Annotated in this window: 18 protein-coding genes, 1 tRNA gene and 2 pseudogenes; 7 read left to right on the top strand and 14 right to left on the bottom strand. The window is 51.3% G+C overall.

Going from position 1 to position 18,201, the window contains the following annotated elements; all coding sequences use genetic code 11:
- Positions 1 to 182: 182 nt before the first annotated feature.
- From K7397_RS19910 to K7397_RS19925, 4 genes are all read right to left on the bottom strand, one after another.
- Positions 183 to 899, bottom strand: a complete 717-nt coding sequence (locus K7397_RS19910) for an MFS transporter (protein ID WP_223070368.1) — start codon at positions 897 to 899, stop codon at positions 183 to 185.
- A gap of 128 nt (positions 900 to 1,027) precedes the next feature.
- Positions 1,028 to 1,627: a short chain dehydrogenase gene (locus K7397_RS19915; protein ID WP_223070369.1), complete on the bottom strand. Its 600-nt coding sequence runs from the start codon at positions 1,625 to 1,627 to the stop codon at positions 1,028 to 1,030.
- A 21-nt stretch (positions 1,628 to 1,648) separates the two neighbouring features.
- The gene (locus K7397_RS19920) at positions 1,649 to 2,257 is read right to left on the bottom strand and encodes a phosphatase PAP2 family protein (protein WP_237691087.1); all 609 of its coding nucleotides are present in this window, start codon (positions 2,255 to 2,257) and stop codon (positions 1,649 to 1,651) included.
- Between the two features lie 250 nt (positions 2,258 to 2,507).
- Positions 2,508 to 2,581, bottom strand: a tRNA-Arg gene (locus K7397_RS19925).
- Positions 2,582 to 2,752: 171 nt separating this feature from the next.
- Here K7397_RS19925 and K7397_RS19930 point away from each other — a divergent pair.
- A complete protein-coding gene (locus K7397_RS19930) occupies positions 2,753 to 3,043 on the top strand; it encodes a magnetosome magnetite crystal formation protein family (protein WP_223070371.1) in 291 nt (96 codons plus the stop codon).
- 106 nt (positions 3,044 to 3,149) lie between these two features.
- On the opposite strand, the gene K7397_RS19935 is transcribed toward K7397_RS19930, so the two are convergent.
- Positions 3,150 to 3,503: a hypothetical protein gene (locus K7397_RS19935; protein ID WP_223070372.1), complete on the bottom strand. Its 354-nt coding sequence runs from the start codon at positions 3,501 to 3,503 to the stop codon at positions 3,150 to 3,152.
- A 173-nt stretch (positions 3,504 to 3,676) separates the two neighbouring features.
- Between K7397_RS19935 and asnB the strand changes: the two genes are divergently transcribed.
- Both asnB and K7397_RS22090 read left to right on the top strand, forming a co-directional pair.
- On the top strand, positions 3,677 to 5,521 hold the full coding sequence (gene asnB / locus K7397_RS19940; RefSeq protein WP_223070373.1) for an asparagine synthase (glutamine-hydrolyzing): 1,845 nt from the start codon (positions 3,677 to 3,679) through the stop codon (positions 5,519 to 5,521).
- Between the two features lie 107 nt (positions 5,522 to 5,628).
- A pseudogene (locus K7397_RS22090) lies at positions 5,629 to 6,102 on the top strand (class I SAM-dependent methyltransferase); the annotation flags it as partial.
- Between the two features lie 393 nt (positions 6,103 to 6,495).
- Here the strand turns inward: K7397_RS22090 and K7397_RS19950 are convergent.
- The 3 genes from K7397_RS19950 to K7397_RS19960 all read right to left on the bottom strand — a co-directional run bounded on the left by K7397_RS19950 (position 6,496) and on the right by K7397_RS19960 (position 9,214).
- Positions 6,496 to 7,122: an XTP/dITP diphosphatase gene (locus tag K7397_RS19950; protein WP_223070374.1), complete on the bottom strand. Its 627-nt coding sequence runs from the start codon at positions 7,120 to 7,122 to the stop codon at positions 6,496 to 6,498.
- Positions 7,119 to 7,877: a ribonuclease PH gene (rph, locus tag K7397_RS19955; RefSeq protein ID WP_223070375.1), complete on the bottom strand. Its 759-nt coding sequence runs from the start codon at positions 7,875 to 7,877 to the stop codon at positions 7,119 to 7,121. Before rph ends, K7397_RS19950 begins: the two co-directional genes overlap by 4 nt.
- Positions 7,878 to 8,053: 176 nt before the next feature.
- The gene (locus K7397_RS19960; protein ID WP_223070376.1) at positions 8,054 to 9,214 is read right to left on the bottom strand and encodes a GerMN domain-containing protein; all 1,161 of its coding nucleotides are present in this window, start codon (positions 9,212 to 9,214) and stop codon (positions 8,054 to 8,056) included.
- A gap of 122 nt (positions 9,215 to 9,336) precedes the next feature.
- Here K7397_RS19960 and K7397_RS19965 point away from each other — a divergent pair, with 122 nt between their 5' ends.
- A complete protein-coding gene (locus K7397_RS19965) occupies positions 9,337 to 9,870 on the top strand; it encodes a phosphatidylglycerophosphatase A family protein (protein ID WP_223070377.1) in 534 nt (177 codons plus the stop codon).
- Between the two features lie 145 nt (positions 9,871 to 10,015).
- Here the strand turns inward: K7397_RS19965 and K7397_RS19970 are convergent, their stop codons facing one another.
- From K7397_RS19970 to K7397_RS19980, 3 genes are all read right to left on the bottom strand, one after another.
- A complete protein-coding gene (locus K7397_RS19970; RefSeq protein WP_223070378.1) occupies positions 10,016 to 11,014 on the bottom strand; it encodes an MBL fold metallo-hydrolase in 999 nt (332 codons plus the stop codon).
- Positions 11,015 to 11,016: 2 nt separating this feature from the next.
- Positions 11,017 to 11,760, bottom strand: a complete 744-nt coding sequence (locus tag K7397_RS19975) for a class I SAM-dependent methyltransferase (RefSeq protein ID WP_223070379.1) — start codon at positions 11,758 to 11,760, stop codon at positions 11,017 to 11,019.
- 138 nt (positions 11,761 to 11,898) lie between these two features.
- Positions 11,899 to 13,080 (bottom strand): peptidyl-prolyl cis-trans isomerase, encoded by a 1,182-nt coding sequence (locus K7397_RS19980; protein ID WP_223070380.1) that lies wholly within the window; start codon positions 13,078 to 13,080, stop codon positions 11,899 to 11,901.
- Between the two features lie 216 nt (positions 13,081 to 13,296).
- On the opposite strand from K7397_RS19980, the gene K7397_RS19985 reads away from it, so the two are divergent.
- The 3 genes from K7397_RS19985 (at position 13,297) to K7397_RS19995 (ending at position 15,611) form a co-directional block, all read left to right on the top strand.
- The gene (locus K7397_RS19985; RefSeq protein WP_223070381.1) at positions 13,297 to 14,652 is read left to right on the top strand and encodes a dipeptidase; all 1,356 of its coding nucleotides are present in this window, start codon (positions 13,297 to 13,299) and stop codon (positions 14,650 to 14,652) included.
- Between the two features lie 336 nt (positions 14,653 to 14,988).
- On the top strand, positions 14,989 to 15,225 hold the full coding sequence (locus K7397_RS19990) for a hypothetical protein (RefSeq protein ID WP_237691086.1): 237 nt from the start codon (positions 14,989 to 14,991) through the stop codon (positions 15,223 to 15,225).
- Entirely contained in the window at positions 15,222 to 15,611 is a 390-nt protein-coding gene (locus tag K7397_RS19995) for an aspartyl protease family protein (RefSeq protein ID WP_223070383.1), read from the top strand. The genes K7397_RS19990 and K7397_RS19995 overlap by 4 nt, the downstream gene beginning before the upstream one ends.
- A 310-nt stretch (positions 15,612 to 15,921) precedes the next feature.
- On the opposite strand, the gene K7397_RS20000 is transcribed toward K7397_RS19995, so the two are convergent.
- From K7397_RS20000 to K7397_RS22095, 3 genes and pseudogenes are all read right to left on the bottom strand, one after another.
- Positions 15,922 to 16,146 (bottom strand): helix-turn-helix domain-containing protein, encoded by a 225-nt coding sequence (locus K7397_RS20000; protein WP_223070384.1) that lies wholly within the window; start codon positions 16,144 to 16,146, stop codon positions 15,922 to 15,924.
- A gap of 256 nt (positions 16,147 to 16,402) precedes the next feature.
- Positions 16,403 to 17,893 (bottom strand): glycerol kinase GlpK, encoded by a 1,491-nt coding sequence (gene glpK, locus K7397_RS20005; RefSeq protein ID WP_223070385.1) that lies wholly within the window; start codon positions 17,891 to 17,893, stop codon positions 16,403 to 16,405.
- 196 nt (positions 17,894 to 18,089) lie between these two features.
- Positions 18,090 to 18,201 (bottom strand): annotated as a pseudogene (locus tag K7397_RS22095) (group II intron maturase-specific domain-containing protein); the annotation flags it as partial.

Below are 18,201 nucleotides of genomic sequence, written 5' to 3' on the forward strand. Positions count from 1 at the left end.
AAACGGACATGCAATAAAAAAGAGTGAAATTTTCGGATACTTGAAGCGCCACAAACCTTTCAGTTTTTAGTGGCACTCGTATCCGACCTCACTATCATCCCACCCCTAAAGGGGGTGCTATCGCACCCGTAGTGGGCTTTCCCGTTCGGAAAATCTGTAATAGGGCGAAGCCTGCTTCGGATTCATAGGAAGGCGATGAGGATGCCCATCATCGTAAGGAGCATAATCTCACCAGTTCCCGAACCGAACCAGGATCCAAGCAGAGGGCCGATAAAGGAGCCGAACGCAAAACCGCCGAATAAGAAGCCGAACGCCGTATGCGGGGCTTGCGGAACGACTTTCTTGGCAAGCGGGGAAAGAATGCCCGCGAGTCCTCCGAACCCCAGACCGAACATAAACGCGAGCAGCACAAGGCCGATGAGCGAGCCGCTCAGCATGAGAATTCCGATTCCGCTCAGTACGTTAAGCCCCAAAACAAGATTGCGGGCGGCCAGTCCACCGCTCCGATCGGCCAATGCTCCACCGAAAAAACGTCCTGTACTGTTGCCGATGGACATGAGGACGACCGAAAGCGAAATCCATGCCGGGGAAGCCGACAGATGGCCGATCAGGTTCCCGATTTCGGCAAAGATCATCGAGCATAACGGCGCTGTAAGGACTAAAATGGCCGCGCTAACAAGCAGTTCGCGATTTTTCAATACGGTGAAAAATTTGACGGACGCTTTCGCCGTCCGCTCTGGCGTCGCATACTTCGGCAGGATGAAAACTCCGATCCAACCAATGAGCGTCAGTGAGGCGACAACGATGCGAAGCGAATCGATCCAATTCAGATCCGCTGCCAAATGATTGAACAAAGGGGCAACGACAACGGCGGACAGGCCGTAAATCGCAATCAGCAATCCGCTAATGCTCGTTCACAGCAACAAAACAAGCTGACACCGGTAGAGTTCCGGCGTCAGCTTGTGGCTTAGTTTTTTTCAAAATGGAGTAGTGCCAAACAAAATGCGGATTTCGCACGCTATTTTACTTAATAGACTTCGTAGTTTTGTCCGGTTTGAGCTCCTTCTACACTTTTTTTAAACGCAAGTGCTACACGACTGGCAGGAACTGCTTCAAAACCTGGGAAAAACTCACCATATTTGTCTAACGATTCTTGTAAGACATTAGGACTAACACTGTTTATACGAATACCTCTTGGCATTTCAATTGCTGCAGATTTTACAAATGCTTTGACACCACCATTTGCCATGGCTGCTGATGCGCCCTGAGGAATTGGATCATCCATCAGAATTCCAGTCGTTAAGGTAAAACTCCCTCCGTCATTAACATAATCCATTCCTAAAAGGACTAAATTAATTTGACCTTTAAGTTTACTCTCAATTCCTATTTCATTTAACTTCGGCGTTAATTCTGAAATCGGGCCAAAATGCGCACCACCTGTTGCACTAATGACTGCATCGACTTTTCCAACCTGTTTGTACATGTTCTTAATGCTGTCGACAGAGGTAATATCAACGACAACATCCAAGCCATTTCGTCCCGCCCGAATAATTTCATGATTTTTTCCCAATTCTTTAGCGACTGCTTGTCCAATTGTACCACTTGCACCAAAAATAATTACCTTCATTTGAATCCATCTTTCTAAATACTAAGCCTGCAGCTCCCGGCGCTTAACAGCCGACCGTTTGGCCAGCAGCGCAGGAAGGCTGAAGAACACAACCCAGTAAAATTCCACAATCGCTATCCCCGATATCGCATCAAGGATAACATGCTGCTTCATAAACAGTGTCGAAACAATAATCAGCAAGGACATCGTACTGATCAGAGACGCGTTCCAACGATTTCGTGCAGGGCTCGTGAGGATCATGCGCATGACCATATAGCTTGAGAAGACGTGAATGCTCGGAAAGCAATTATAAGGCTGATCGCGATGATAAATAAATCTTACAAGCTGGGAAAATACGTCGTTCCCGGTAACCTCAGGCCGGGGCACGGTCGTCTGAAATACTGTATAAATGGCATAGCATGTAAGAGCACAAACGGTGTACAGCAGAAGCGACCGGTAATACGAAGTACGATCCCGGAAGAAAAAATAGACCAGACAGGCGTAAATATAAAAGATCCAGACGCCGTAAGGCAATGCAAAAAATTTAATGAACGGTATCGCGCGATCCACTTCGGTAACAAGGGAATACACACGCTTCGTCGGGTGGTTCACGAGTGCGTAGATGCTTCCGAGGACCGGGAAAATCAGCATAAGCAATAGTGGCGCCCACCTCGGCAAGGATCTCGAGAACCAATGATACGCTTTTATCATTCCAATATCAAAACCTTCCATTTGCAAAATCGGACAAAATGGCTGTGCCTTCAGACATATACTGACTCATTTTACTTCGGTATTGGAAATCCGGCAACAAGTTTTAACCGTTTGCTCTTGGCGCCCCCCTGGGGTTCTCATCCCCAGACGTATAAAAAAGCTCTCCATGACGGAGAGCTTTTTGTTGTTACGTCCCAGGAGGGATTCGAACCCCCGACCGACGGCTTAGAAGGCCGTTGCTCTATCCAGCTGAGCTACTGGGACATATGTACGGACAACGGTAATAATTATAGCGCAAATTAAAATTTTTTCAAGCCCCTGCCAAGCTTTGGATGGAAATTGTAACATTTTTCAGGCCGGCCGATGCTTGTTTCAATCCAAATTAGGGTAATATAAAATATCGCAGGTTTCAATTATGTAAAGAGGTGTCGTGTCATGCGTCAATGGCTGTCCGCCTTATCGTACTTCAGCATCTTTTTCGCACCGTTCCTGTTTCCGATAATCATATGGGCCATCTCCAGTGATGCCTATACTCGCAGGCATTCGTTAAGAGCGCTGGTCTCCCATCTGTTTCCCTTTATTGCAGCCATCCCGCTGCTGTACTCCATCTTCTCTATCGGCAGCGCCGGCTCCATACTGGGATACCTCATCCTGTTTGCCCTTTTCTATTTCGGAGCGTTTGTATATAACGTTGTGCAAGGAGTCCGCGTTCTTGCCGAAGAATGATATTGGGTACAGGGCAATTGGTATTTGCCAAAGGCCCTATCAAAAAAAGTGTTAAAAACTAAAACCCCCGCAGCCGGGGGTTTTAGTTTTTGGCATGTTAACAAGCCTATAAGTTCTCGCTAAGCTTCTCGGCAATATTTCCATATGCGAGCAGTTTCTCTTTGAAAAGCTCTTGCCAGGCTTTTCCGTTTTGAAAGGTTTCAGCAGTTCCGGGGCCGAATTCCTCCTCCGCAATTTCCTCATAAGCATTGTGCAAATTGTTGTTGTACCAGTCAAGCTCGGGATCAGTATCCATTTGGTACATATGCACAATTTCATAATCGTTTTCCTGAGGAGACTTGGCCACATAGACAAGAAGGTTTTGCTCTCCGGGCTTGCCTGAAGTCACCTCAATTTCCGCGCACCGTCTTCCTTCAAGCTCCGACATTCTGCGGAATTCCGCTTTTTGGATGTTGAACATGTCAGCATTCCCCTTCCCAGTTTGTTGTACGGATCGGCTTATGCATCCGCTTCCTCTATAGTTTTCCATAACGGACAGACATTTTATGCCCTTGTTCGGCATAATGTGTTAATACTTTGCGGCTAAGAGAATGTAAAACAGAGGTACGGCCGATAGAGAGGATGAACGAGAGCATGTGTGGAATAACCGGATTTATCGAGTGGGGCCGGGATTTAACTCAGGATTCCGAGCTCCTGGTGAATATGACCGAAACGATGTCCAAACGGGGACCCGACGCTCATGGAACCTGGATTTCGAATCCCTGCGCCTTCGGCCATCGGAGACTAAGCGTTATGGACCCGGAAAATGGCGCGCAGCCCATGACTATTTACGATGACGATTCGCTATACACCATTGTCTACAACGGGGAACTCTATAACGCACCCGAATTAAAAAGAGAGCTTCAGACAAGAGGGCGGCAGTTCCGGACGGAATGCGATACGGAAGTGCTGCTTCAATCTTATGCCGAATGGGGTCCGGCTTGTGTAGACCGCCTGAACGGCATTTTTTCGTTTGCCGTGTGGGATAGCGTGAACCAGCATGTCTTTTTTGCCCGCGACCGTCTGGGGGTAAAGCCGCTGTTCTACAGCGAGCAGGATGGGCTGCTCGTGTTTGGCTCGGAGCCGAAAGCGATTCTGCAGCATCCCCGGGTAGAAGCGGTCGTTGACGCGGAGGGGCTCGCGGAAGTATTCGCAATCGGACCGGCCCGAACGCCGGGGCATGGCGTATACAAGCAATTGAAGGAGCTTCGCCCTGGGGAGGCGATGATTTACAGCCGTTCGGGACTGCGGATCTATACCTATTGGAAGCTGGAAAGCCTGCCTCATGAAGACAGCGTAGAACAGACAGCCGAGAAACTCCGCTCGCTGCTGAAAGACACGGTCGAACGCCAGCTCATCTCCGACGTTCCGATCTGTACGCTTCTTTCCGGAGGGCTGGATTCAAGCGCCCTGACTGCGCTGGCCGTCAAATATTATCAGGAAACCGGCCAAGGTCAGGTTCATACTTTTTCTGTAGATTATGTGGGCAACGACAAGCATTTCAAAGAGAACAGCTTCCAGCCCGGGGCTGACGGGCCATGGATTGCGAGAATGGTCGACGAATTAAAGACAAAGCACCACTACATTCTGATCGATACCGAATCTCTGGTGGAAGCCCTTGACGATGCGACGGAAGCCCGGGATCTGCCGGGTATGGTGGACGTCGACTCCTCACTGCTCTTATTTTGTCGGGAAATCAAGAAACAGGCGACTGTCGCGCTATCCGGCGAAGCCGCAGACGAAATTTTCGGCGGGTACCCCTGGTTTCACCGGAAAGAACTGAGAGACTCCGGAACCTTCCCCTGGTCGGTATCGAGCGGTTTCAGAGCCGAATTGCTTTCCCCAGAATGCCGAGAGTTGATCAAACCGCAGGAATATATAAACAGACGCTACAGCGAAGCTTTAGCCGAAGTGCCGCCGCTGGAAGATGAAAATGCCGAAGACGCCAAAATGCGGGTTCTCTCTTATTTGAATATCACCCGCTTTATGCCGACCCTGCTGGATCGCAAGGACCGCATGAGTATGGCCGCCGGCCTTGAAGTCCGGGTTCCTTATTGCGATCACCGGCTGGTGCAGTATGTATGGAATATTCCATGGAGCATCAAGATGACCGGCGAACGGGAAAAAGGAATTTTGCGCAAAGCGCTGGAAGGCGTTCTTCCAGAGGATGTCCTTTACCGGAAAAAGAGTCCTTACCCCAAAACGCATAATCCCGCTTATCTCGATGCCGTAAGAACTCAGATGCTGGCCGTTCTCGATGATCCGTCTTCGCCGATTCTTCCCCTCATTGACAGCAAAAAACTGAAGGAGATTGCGGCGGCCACAACCCCTGCCTCCCAGCTTCCCTGGTTCAGCCAGCTCATGTCAGGGCCGCAGCTGTTTGCTTATTTAACGCAAGTGAACCGTTGGCTGAAAGACTATCATGTGTCCATCCGCTAATCTGCCTATATATAGTTATAACCTATAACATTTATCCTGATAATATATTTCTATTATTAATCCGTTTGTGCCACAATAGATGCATCCATAATTAGGAGGATGCATCAATGAACCAGTGGAAACCCGATTCCTATGACAGACAGCTGTCTTTCGTATCCGAATACGGCAAAGACCTGATTGAACTTCTGAAGCCCGCTAGCGGCGAAACCATCCTGGATCTTGGCTGCGGCACCGGCGATCTGGCAAATGAGATTGCTGGCCGCGGGGCGATCGTTACGGGCATCGACTCTGCCGAAACCATGGTCGCCAAGGCGGCCGCCAAATACCCGAATATAGCTTTCGAGGTGAAAAACGCCGAGCATTTTACGATGCCGGCTCCCTATGATGCCGTCTTCTCCAATGCCGCGCTGCACTGGATGAAAGACGCTGCCGGCGTCATCTCGTCCGTGTGGAATGTGCTTAAGCCGGGAGGCCGATTTGTCGCCGAGTTCGGCGGGAAAGGAAATATCAACGTGCTGCAAACCGCTATCCAGTCCGTCCTCCGCACAGAGTTCGGCATCGACGGCGAGCAGCGCTGCCCTTGGTATTTTCCCAGCATTGGCGAATATGCGCCACTCCTGGAGCAGCAGGGGTTTGAAGTCAAGTTCGCCGTCCATTTCGACAGGCCAACCCGGTTGGCGGATGGAGAGCAGGGGGTCGCGGGCTGGATCGCGAATTTATGCGGCGACTTTCTGGAAGGACTGCCTGAGCACGATCAACAGGTTGTCGTGGAGCAAGTCAGCCGAATCGTCAAACCGATTTTATGGCAGGAAGATGCGTATTATGCAAGATTACAAACGGATCCGAATTGCGTGCTTCAAACCCGTGAGAAGGGGATACCCCCTTCCTTAAACTTGCAGTTATTATGGCCATTAGGGTTTCTCTACAAAATGAGGACGGCATCCGCTCGGATGCCGTCCTTTTTTTGCAAATGCTTAAATTCCGCCCCCAAGCTGCTCGGCAAGCTTGCGCAGAGCACGCCCGCGATGGCTGATGGCCTGCTTCTCCTCCAGAGTGAGCTCAGCCATCGTCTTGTCGTATTCGGGCAGGAAGAACAGCGGATCATAGCCGAACCCTCCGCCTCCCGCGGGTTCAGACGTAATCCAGCCCTGCACCTCGCCTTCCGCTTCCACAAAGCTGCCCGTATTCGGATCGTAATAAGCCAGGCAGCATACGAAACGTGCCGGACTAAGCAGCGGCTGCTCCGTATCTTCGCCTATCGTCAGCTTTTCAAGCTCCGCAAGCAGCTTTTTATTGTTTTGCTCGTCCGTAGCATGCTCTCCGGCATAGCGCGCCGAGTAGACGCCGGGCTTTCCGTCCAGCCTGTCCACGCATAAACCGGAATCATCCGCCAGCACGGGCTGACCCAGTAAATCCCCGGCCTCCTTGGCCTTTTTGCGCGCGTTTTCGGCAAACGTTGCACCATCCTCGACCACCTCCGGCACATTGGGGTAATCGTACATGCTGCGGACCGGTTTTCCGAGGAAGGCCAGAGCGTGAGCAAATTCACGCACTTTGCCCTTGTTGCGGGTCGAGACGATAATAACCTGTTCGCTCATCATACGCCACTTCCCGATGAACCGCCCGCAATTTTCCCGGCAATCGGCCCCAGCGCCTCGCGCTGCTGGACAATGAGCTCGGCGATTCCTTTCTCGGCAAGGGCGAGCAGGCCGTTCAGTTCTTCGCGGGAGAACGGATTTTCTTCTCCTGTGCCCTGAACCTCAACGAATTTGCCCTGTCCGGTCATGACGACATTCATATCTACCTTCGCTTTGGAATCCTCATCATAGTTAAGATCAAGCAGAAGCTGCTCTCCAATAACGCCTACGCTGACCGAAGCCAGAAAATCCGTCACCGGGAAGACAGACAAATGGTGTTTGTTCGCCAGCTTGTCAATCGCCATCGTCATCGCAACAAACGCTCCGGTAATCGAGCTTGTTCGGGTGCCCCCGTCCGCCTGAATGACATCGCAATCAATCAGAATCGAACGTTCGCCAAGCGCCTCCAAATTGACGACCGAACGAAGCGCCCGGCCAATAAGCCGCTGGATTTCCATCGTCCGGCCCGTCAATTTGCCTCTGCTCGCTTCGCGCTGGTTCCGCGAATGGGTTGCCCGCGGCAGCATGGAATACTCCGCGGTAATCCAGCCTTTTCCCTGACCCTTCATAAATGGGGGAACCTTCTCTTCCACAGTCGCTGTACAGATTACTTTCGTATCGCCGACTTCAATGAAGACGGATCCTTCTGCATATTTATTCGTATTAACAGTCAATTTCATCTGCCTGCGCTCGTTCTGAGCACGACCTTCCAGTCTCATATTCTGCCTCCTACATTTCATCCTGTCTTACGCTTTCCCTATTCTACCAAAGTACCGCTGCAAAAGCACCTTGCCTAAGCCGTCCCCGCACAGCTAAGCAAAAAAAAGAGACCGGGTAAGGTCCCTCTTGTTGAAAATAATAAGTCCGACCGGCTTGGCCCCTGCACCGGTATCGTTTAAACCGAAAGATCGTTGATTTTCTCCGGTCTCGTCACAGGATCGCTGTACTGCCGGTTATCGCTGTCCACCACGTTCCGGTTGTCATTGAACGTAATGCGTACCTTGCTGCCTTTGGAATTTTCCGTAACCGTAAGCACGACGGCCTGCAGCATTTGAGCCGGAATTCTCTCCCCGCTTTCGAACATATCGTCATTCAGCGCAACGTTCACGATGCCGTCTTTCGAAGATTCCACCGATTTGACGGATGCGGTCTCGGTCAGCACCTGCTCCAGCCCGTCTCCCTGGATCGGCCCTTGGATCAGTTGGCCAAGCGCCGCCTTCAACGGATCCTGGTTAACAGGAACAAACCGTGTGACCGGTACAAAATACGGATCCCCGTCCTCCGAGGTAGCCGTAAAGTAAACCGTAACCGCCGTCGTCCTCGAAAGGCTCGTTCCGTTGTTCAGCTCCAGGTTAATACCGACGGAACGGTTTAACGGATGCGTCAGCGGGGTATGATCGGCCGGCATTTCATTCAGCCGCTGGCCGTCCACCCAAATTTCTACGGCGTTCACGCCTTCTTCCTCTGTCAGCGTCCAGGTAACAGCCTCCAGTATTTTGCGCTCATCTTTGGCGTCATACCCTTCGAATTCTTTGGAAAATTCTACAACAGCCAATTTCTGATCGGCGTTCAAGGAAACCTTGACTTCGGTTCCTGCCGGCAGCACGCCGCTGAACCCCGAGGGAAGCTCGGACTGGTACGGCCCGTCCTTCACAAGCACCTCAAGACTGCGAGCCAGGGGATCATCATTGGCCTTGATACCGCTCGTTTCTTTCGCATCGCTCGTACCTTTGGGATCGGCTGCAGACGTTTCCTGCGATTCAGTTTTGGCAGCTTGATCATCCGCCGCGCTGTCATTCACGCCAAGCGGCAGCGATACCGGGGCAAGCAGCCCTTGTCCATTTTCCAGGTAGACGGTCGTCAAAGAAGCCGGATCATGGGCCACTTGTGCCGTTGTCGGGGTTTCGCCGCCAAGCATCTGTTCTTCCACGCCGGCAGGCGGAGGGTCGATTTGCGGTGAAGGGTTTGCTCCGAAATAGGTGCAGCCTGACAAGAGCAGCGGCAAGGCAAGCGCTCCGGCAGCGGCAGTCATTCTCCATTGAGGTAATACTTTCATATGCGGGGTCCTCCCTACGTTTTTTGAGGTGGTTTGTACTACTATGTATACGAGCCCTGATTTTAAAAATAACTATATTTTTACGGGATATGGACACTATATATTGATGACGAGGTGATAAAATGGAGCAACCGAAGGTCCCGTACGCGCTGAACAGCAAAAAGGTCGCCGATGCGACCCGGGAATGGCTGCTGAGACGCGGCGTTAAAGTGGAGCAGATTGCCGAGCTGGTTTTGCTGCTGCAGAACAAATACTTTCCGAATCTCACGAAGGAAGAATGCATTCACAACGTTGAAAGGGTGTTGTCCAAGAGAGAGGTCCAAAACGCCATTCTGACCGGCATTCAGCTTGATATTCTGTGCGAGCAGGAGCTGCTCATTCCCGAACTGCAGGATATGATCAAGCACGATGAAAGTTTGTACGGCGTGGATGAAATTTTGGCCTTTTCCATTCTCAATGTATACGGAAGCATCGGTTTTACGAATTACGGTTATGTGGACAAGCTTAAGGCCGGCATCCTTGAGCAGCTGAACGATAAAAGTCTGGGTCCGGTCAATACGTTTCTGGACGATATCGTTGGCGCTGTGGCCGCTGCGGCAAGCAGCCGGATCGCCCACCGCAAGCAGGCCGAGCGCGAGCAGGCGAAAGGCGAGTAATCCGCCCATACGCTGGGTGAGAAAGGCTCTTCCGGTACCAAGTAAAGCTTCCAGGGTGCAGGGCAGCAAGGCTCTGATCATTATGCAAAAGAAAAGGCAGCGAAAAGGACCCATTTCCAGTCCCTTCCGCTGCCTTTACAGTAGATCAGCGTCTTGCGGAGAACTCCGCCATCACAAACCGGTCGCTCCCCTCTTCGTCCGTTTCCATCCTGACCTGTCCACGGCGAACGAGCTCAATCAAATGAGCAAGGCTCTCCGACATGGCGAACCGCATTTGATGAATGCCGAGCGTGTTCCCAAACAGGGCCAGACAAATCTCATAGGCGTTCTTCGGCCCTTGCCGCAAAAGTCCCAGCACCTTCGCAAGCCGCTCTTCGTGATGGGCAATTAGCGCTTCCGTCCGGGAGCGGAAATAATCAAACGGCCGCCGGTGCCCCGGATAAGCCATTTTCACCTCATAGCCGGACAGCTTCTGCAGCCCATCCAGGAAAGTTTGCAGAGGCTGCGGGTCGCCTCCCGGATAGAGGCTGATATTCGGCGAAATTTGCGGCAGCACCGCATCCCCGCACAGCATAATGCCTTCTTCGCGCAGATAGAACGACAAATGGCCGGAAGCATGCCCGCCCGTTTCAACAGGCTGCCAGCTGCGCCCCCCCATCACAAGACGATCGCTTTCGTCAATATAGGTCACTTCAGGCGCCGGGTTGACCTGAGGGAAGAAGCTCTCCAAATGAGGCGGAAGCTGTCCGGCGATTTTCCGGGGCAGGCCGTGATGCAGGAACAGGGGCGGCAGTTCCGCATTCATCGCCCTTCCTTCATCCCACATCAGGCGAGCCTCCCGGTGGCTTCTTTCGGACATCAGAACTTTGGCTCCTGTCAGATTCTGAAGGTATCCGGCCAAACCGTAGTGGTCAGGATGATGGTGTGTAAGCACAATCTGCTTGACCTGCTGCGGCCGGATATGAAGCTGCCTCCAAATGTCTGCCCATTCCTGCTCCGTTGTCTCCGTTCTGGGCCCCGGGTCGATGATCGTTATGCCTTCTTCACCCCGGAGGATGTAGCTGTTAACCTGACGCAGCGGCGGCGCCATGGAGATCGGAGCCTGAATCAGGAACCCGTTCTCCCAATCCCGAATTTCCGGCATCGTTACACCCTTCTTCCCACCATAATCATCCGCGGCGATTTCAGAATATCGTATTCATCTTCATCATAGCTTCCATGAACGGCATCAAGAGTGAGACCCGCCTCACGGAGCATTCCCTGGAACTGCTTGAGGGAGTAGAGCTTGATACGCTCCAGATAGCGGCGCGGCTCTCCCCGATCTCCTTCCGCCATCGTAATTTCTATCCGTTTTTTGACAAAGCCGTGCTCAATCGTTCGCTTCTCGCTGATTCTTTGCCCATCATCCACACGCTCGGATGCGGGCACGAGTTTGGACGCCGTATATTCAGGGTTAAGAAAATCTATAATAAATCGTCCTTCCGGCTTCAGCACCCTTCTGACCTCCTTAAGAACTTTCAGGTGCTCGGTATCATGTTCAAAATAACCGAAGGAGGTGAACAAATTCACCACAGCGTCAAACTGCTCATCCTTGAACGGAAGGTTCCGCATATCCGCCTTCTTCCAGGTTATACGCCCTTCAGGGTCATTCCTTCTTGCCTCGCGCAGCAGCACGTCCGACAAATCCACGCCCGTTACCTTATACCCGGCCTCCTCCAAAGCCATGGAGTGGCGGCCCATTCCGCAGCACAAATCAAGAATTTCCGAACCCTTCCCCAAATCCAGCCATCCGATCATCTGGTGCACTTCCTGCTTGGCGCCCCTTACGTCCCGGTGCTTATAAACGAGCAGGTAGTCTTCCCCAAAACTTTGCTCATACCATTCCGTCATCGAACCCGTCCCTCTCCTGAACTGTCTCTTTGGTATATTGATATTTTATAACCTTTTGCCGGGAAACATCAAATACATGGAAAAAGCCGGAGGCTTCAAATGCCTCCGGCTGCTTGGGCCTGCATGACTGAACCGAAACTATTCGTTTGGCGTGGTTTCAGCCGCTCCTTCCTTGTCCGTCGCTTTCTTTTCAATGGTATTCGTGATCTTGGCTTTTGATCTTAAATCCTCAAGCCATGACTGCGACATTGAGGAAACCTGCTGTGTAATGAGCACGTCCTTGATCTCTTCCTTCTTCTCTTCAAGCGTAGCCGTATGGGCTGCTTTCGTATCCGTTACCTTAATCACGGCATAGGTGCCTGCGCCCGTTTTGATCGGAGTGCTGATTTCGTCCTTCTTCAGCTTGAAGGCTTCGTCCTCAACAGCTGTATCCAGAGCTCCGGAACCTTTGCTGAAGAAGCCGAGATCCCCTCCGTTCTCTTTGGTTGCGGTGTCTGTGGATTTCTCCTTCGCAAGAGCGGCAAAATCCGCTCCGCCCTGAAGCTGCTTGACGATTGTCTTGGCTTCCGCTTCGGTGGCTACAACGATCTGGGATGCGCGGACCTGCGCAGGGGTATCGAACTTCGCCTTGTTTTGCTCAAAATACTGCTTGATCTGTTCGTCTGTGATCGTTACTTTTGGTCCGAGCAGCTTGCGGATTTGCACTTCCCGCTTGAGCTGCTTCTGAAAATCCTCTTCGGTCATTCCATTCTGCGCAAGCAGCTGATTCAGAGAATCCTCGGAGCCGAATTGCTTGATGTAGAAGTCTCTCTCCTTCTTAACATCCGCATCCGTCACCTGGACCTTCGCATTCTCGGCTTCCTGACGGATCAGCTCGTCATCGATCATGCCGCTGAGCGTCTGTTCGCCGCCGGCTTTTACCAGGGCATCATATAGCTGCCCTTTTGTAATCTTGACATTGTTGACCGTAGCAACCGCCTTTTCGGAATCCTTCTGCGCGAACGGGCTCTTGAACAATGAAATGACAAGCAGCACGGCCAGCAGCAGGGAAATGCCGATCCATACCTGGTTGCCTCCGCGTTTCACTGCAGTCTCTTGGGCCTCCCCGGCGGGTTCTTCCCCCGAAACGGCCGCCAGCGCTTCATTGCCTCCACCCGTACCCGTTACGGCGAGCGCTTCAGCTTGTCCTGCCACAGGCTCGTCTGCCGCTTCTCCAGCTTTATGTTCTCCTTCAACCGCCTGTGCCTGCTCCTCTTCAACCGGCTCAGGGGCCTTTGGATCCATTCCTTGTCCTTGCAAGTCCTTTTTCTCTTCTGCCATGTAATAAATGACTCCCTTCTTATTTTGCTAAGCTTTTATTAAGATACCAGAAACCCGGCTTCAAAACCTTAAGGTTTACTAAAAATTATGCTTCATCTTTTTAAGGTTCCTTTAATGTTAACAAAGGATACATGGTTTCAGGGAATGATTTCCGTATTTGGACCAAAACGTAGTACAATATAATGTAGACTTAAGCCAGGGAGGAAATAGAAGGATATGAATTACACCGATTATTTTGCCGATCGAAAAGAGCAGCATTTAAATGAGTTAAAGGAATGGCTGTCCATTCCTAGCATTTCGGCTATTTCAGAGCATAAACCCGATGTCAACCGGGCGGCCAAATGGCTTGCCGATGCGTTGACCCATGCGGGACTGGAACACGTAGAGATCCATGAAACGAACGGCCATCCGATCCTCTACGCCGATCATCTGCACGCGCCGGGCAAACCGACCGTCCTCGTCTATGGACATTACGATGTGCAGCCTGTCGATCCGCTCCATCTGTGGGAGACGCCTCCGTTCGAGCCTGCGATCCGTGACGGCAAGCTTTACGCACGCGGCGCAACGGACGACAAAGGCCAAATCTTTCTACATATTAAAGCGGCTGAAGCGCTTCTTTCCCAGGAGAAAGAGCTTCCGGTCAATCTGAAGTTCTGCATCGAAGGCGAAGAAGAGGTAACCAGTCCGAATCTGCCTATTTTTCTCGAGGAAAATAAAGAGAAGCTGGCTGCCGACGTCGTGCTGATTTCAGACACATCCCTGATCGAAAAAGGCAAACCGGCGATTTCCACCGGACTGCGCGGACTATGCGCACTGGAAATCACGCTGAATACGGCAAATACCGACCTGCACTCGGGAACCTATGGCGGGGGCGTGCCGAATGCGCTGCATGCCATCGTATCCCTGCTGAATTCGCTGCACGACGCTGACGGCCGTGTTGCGGTCGAAGGCTTCTATGACGACGTGCTTCCGCTGTCCGAAGAAATGAGAGCCGAATTCAAGAAACAAAATGTTGACGATGACAAGATCAGAAAGGATCTTGGGCTCAGCGCCTTGTTCGGCGAGCCTGGATATTCATTTGTCGAGAGAACCGGGGGCCGTCCGACGCTCGAAATCAACGGCCTGTACGGGGGCTTCCAGGGCGAGGGCACCAAGACGGTCATTCCGAAGGAAGCCCATGCCAAAATCACATGCCGACTTGTAGCCAATCAGAATCCGCAGGACATTCTGGACAAGATTGAGCGGCACCTCCATGCGCATTTGCCCGCTGGCGCGAGCCTGAAAATGGTGGGGGGAGAAAAAGCGTTCGCATTCAATATCGATCCTTCCCAGCCTTTGCTGCAGAAAGCGGCCGACGCTTATGAGCGTGTTTACGGCACACGCGCCCTGTTCACGAAAGACGGCGGTTCGATTCCGATCGTCGAAACGCTGTCCCGCGTGCTGTCCGCACCTGCCGTTATGATGGGCTTCGGACTGCCCGACGAAAATCTGCATGCGCCGAACGAGCACTTTAATATTGAAAATTTCGATAAAGGGCTCCTGACCATTGTCGAGTACCTGAAGTCCCTTTAAGCCAAAGCAAAAGGGAGTCCTAGCTGTCTTCAAAAAAAGAAACCTCCAAAATACTGATCTGCAGTAGATTTGGAGGTTTCTTTCACTTAATAAGTCAATTGATCCAACACTACATCTCCGCTATCACGATGATCGTAGTTGCAGATCAATTAAGACCAAGTTGATGAAACCATGATTTTGAAGATAAATTCAATTCGATATTTAATTCAGTGCATCTGTCTAATTGGAGGGGACATATCCCTATACACCATTCATTGCTCTTTCAACGTTTATGATATAATACAACAAAGAAAACCAAGCGAGGTGAAGCCGATGAAATGGGGAGAAATTATCGAATTGCATCCAAGTCGTTTTGTATTGGTGGAAGCGATAAAAGCAAGCTCCAATAATCGTGTGCGTCAATTGGAGGATATGGCGGTTATTCAGGATTACGACAATCCGCAAGAAGCGTGGAGCGGATACAAACACTTTCACAAGGTGCATCCGACACGTGAACTGTACGTATTCCATACCAGCCGCAGCGATGTAGAAGTGGTTGAAGAGTTCTTCTCAGGCGTGCGGCAGCGCCCATGAAGATACATCTCCAGCGTGGATTGCCTATTGTCTCTGTGACCTTAACTCACAACGAACAATCGATTATTTTACCAAACGTCCTGTTCGATACTGGCTGTGCAGCAACGGTATTTGATACTGATGTGCTTGCTCAGATTGGCATTTACATTGATTTCATAAACGGAAGAGCAAAGCGAATGTATGGAGTAGGGGGAACAAGTGAAATTTGCTATGAGCAGATGATCCCTGAGCTTCAAATTGAACATTTTGCTTTGAATGATTTTCCTATCCAACTTGGATCCATACAAGAGCCTTACGGCTTTGACGGCATACTTGGCATTGATTTTATGATAAGAGCCGAATGCAAAGCCGATTTTGAAACAATGGAGATTAAGTTTGCCAATTAAATAATGTACGATGAAAAAATGCGCCTCACAAGGTCTAATGTTCCCCTCACAAAGTGCTGCGCAGTTTCTAACATTCGTTTGGATTTACTCTAAACCCCAATAAAATCAGCGTTTTCCACCTCTCACCTCAGGGTGTGTTTCAAACCACATCTCCTTCGAGATGCGGTTTCATACGGTTTTTTCACTGATAAACAACAGCAGCAATATTCGCTAAAGATTTCATAGAATAAACAAAAAAGCCTTTCCAACACTCCTGAAAGAACCAGGATTTTGGAAAGGCTATTTGCAGTACAAGGAACCTTGAAGCTCATCAAATCTTAAGCTCCCCAAGCTTGATCAGCTCGACGACCGCCTGTGCACGGCCCTTGACATTAAGTTTTTGCATCACATTCGAGATGTGGTTTCGTACGGTTTTTTCGCTGATAAACAATTGTTCTGCGATGTCTCTGGTTGTCTTGTCCTGAACCAGCAGTTCAAAAACTTCCCGCTCTCGATGAGTAAGCAAAAATTTACTATTGCGTTCGCTGCCCTTCAAAATGTGTCACCCCTCCTTGCCCGGGTTTTTGGTTTAACAAGGTTAAGGGATACAGTCAACACATTTTATGAATAGGTCTATACAATGGTGCGGTAGCAAAGCAAAAATGGGCGATTCCCGGGTTCCCTGTCCGCTAGCAGTCTATACAGGCTGAAAAACGCCGTGCTGCGCCGCCGTATGCAAATCCCGCCAAACCCAGTTGACCGGCTCATCTTCCATGAGCACCGTCATGCCGAGCAATCTGAACATACGGCCATCACTTGAATGCCATAGCAGCCCGGACGGCTTTCTTCCAGCCTCCATACAAGCCCTGCCTTACCTCTTCATCCATCTGCGGCTCGAAACGCCGGTCCAGCTTCCAGTTCCGGCAAACGTCATCCCGGTTCTTCCAGTAGCCGACGGCAAGCCCGGCCAAATATGCCGCCCCGAGTGCCGTAATTTCGCTGATCACGGGCCGTTCAACCGGCACATCCAGCAAGCCGCTCAGAAATTCCATCAGGAATTTGTTGTCCACCGCTCCGCCGTCGGCACGCAGCGTATTGACGGTGATCCCCGAATCCTGCTCCATCGCGGTCAGAATATCTTTGGTCTGATAAACCAGCGCTTCCAATGTCGCCCGGATAAAATGTTCCTTCGTTGTTCCCCGGGTCAGGCCGAATACGGCCCCTCGTACATCGCTGTCCCAATAGGGGCTTCCCAGCCCTACAAATGCGGGCACAACATAAACTCCTTCCGTAGAAGTCACTCTTTGCGCATAATTTTCGCTGTCTCCGGCCGTCCGGAGCATCCGCAGCCCGTCTCGGAGCCACTGAATGGCCGAGCCCGCGACAAAAATGCTTCCCTCAAGCGCATACGTAATTCTTCCTTCAATGCCCCAGGCGATGGAGGTCACGAGTCCGTGTCTGGAAGCTACGGGGCGGTCCCCCGTGTTCATCAGCATGAAGCAGCCTGTTCCGTAGGTTGTTTTGACCATGCCCTCCTGAAAGCACGTTTGGCCAAACAAGGCGGCCTGCTGGTCTCCCGCAGCTCCCGCAATGGGAACTTTGGCACCAAAAAAATGATATTCCGCCGTGTAACCGTAAATTTCCGAAGAAGAGCGAACCTCCGGCAGCATCCGCTTCGGAATGTCCAGGATGGCCAGCAGCTCATCATCCCAGCGGAGCTCATGAATGTTGTACATCAATGTGCGGGAAGCGTTCGAATAATCCGTGGCATGAACCGCTCCGCCCGAGAGCTTCCAGATCAGCCAGGAATCAACGGTGCCGAAGAGCAGTTCTCCGCGCTCCGCTCGATCCCGCGCGCCCTCCACATGGTCCAGAATCCATTTTACCTTGGTCCCGGAAAAATACGGATCGATCAGCAGGCCCGTCTTTTGGCGGAACAGATCGTTATACCCCTGCTGCTTCATGTGCTCGCATATTTCCGCCGTTTGTCTGGATTGCCACACAATCGCGTTATAGACGGGCAATCCGGTTGTTTTATCCCATACGACAGCTGTTTCCCGCTGGTTCGTAATGCCGATGCCGGCCACCTGATGGGCTTTGACGCCGGACTCGGACAAACAGGAAGCGATGACTGCCAGAATGGAGCCCCAAATTTCGTTGGCATTCTGTTCCACCCATCCGGGCCTTGGAAAATACTGCGGAAATTCCCGCTGCGCGGAATGCACCATGCTGCCGTCTTTGTTAAACAGAATGGCCCGCGAGCTGGTTGTGCCCTGATCAAGTGCCAATATGTATCGTTCCACCTTTATCCTCCCTTGGGATGTAATGGTTAATGGTATACGTTATGCCTCTTTTTATAAAGCTATGAGAGAAGTTGTCCTTGAATCCCGTGCAGAGGCTGAATTCCAAACGAGAGTGAAATCGAGTAGGAGGGGGCGGCTAACCCCCGTCCTCTCACACCACCGTACATGCGGGTCCGCATACGGCGGTTCCAAAAGGTTAACGAAGTTCCAAATAACGAGAAAGCAAACTTTTCAGCCCTTTCGCTTCCCAGAAAGAAGTCGGAAGGGCATTATTTGTGTTTCGAGACATTTCCCATGCACCACGCCGG

It is taken from the genome of Paenibacillus caui, from assembly GCF_019904135.1.
Classification (GTDB): Bacteria; Bacillota; Bacilli; order Paenibacillales; family Paenibacillaceae; genus Fontibacillus; species Fontibacillus caui.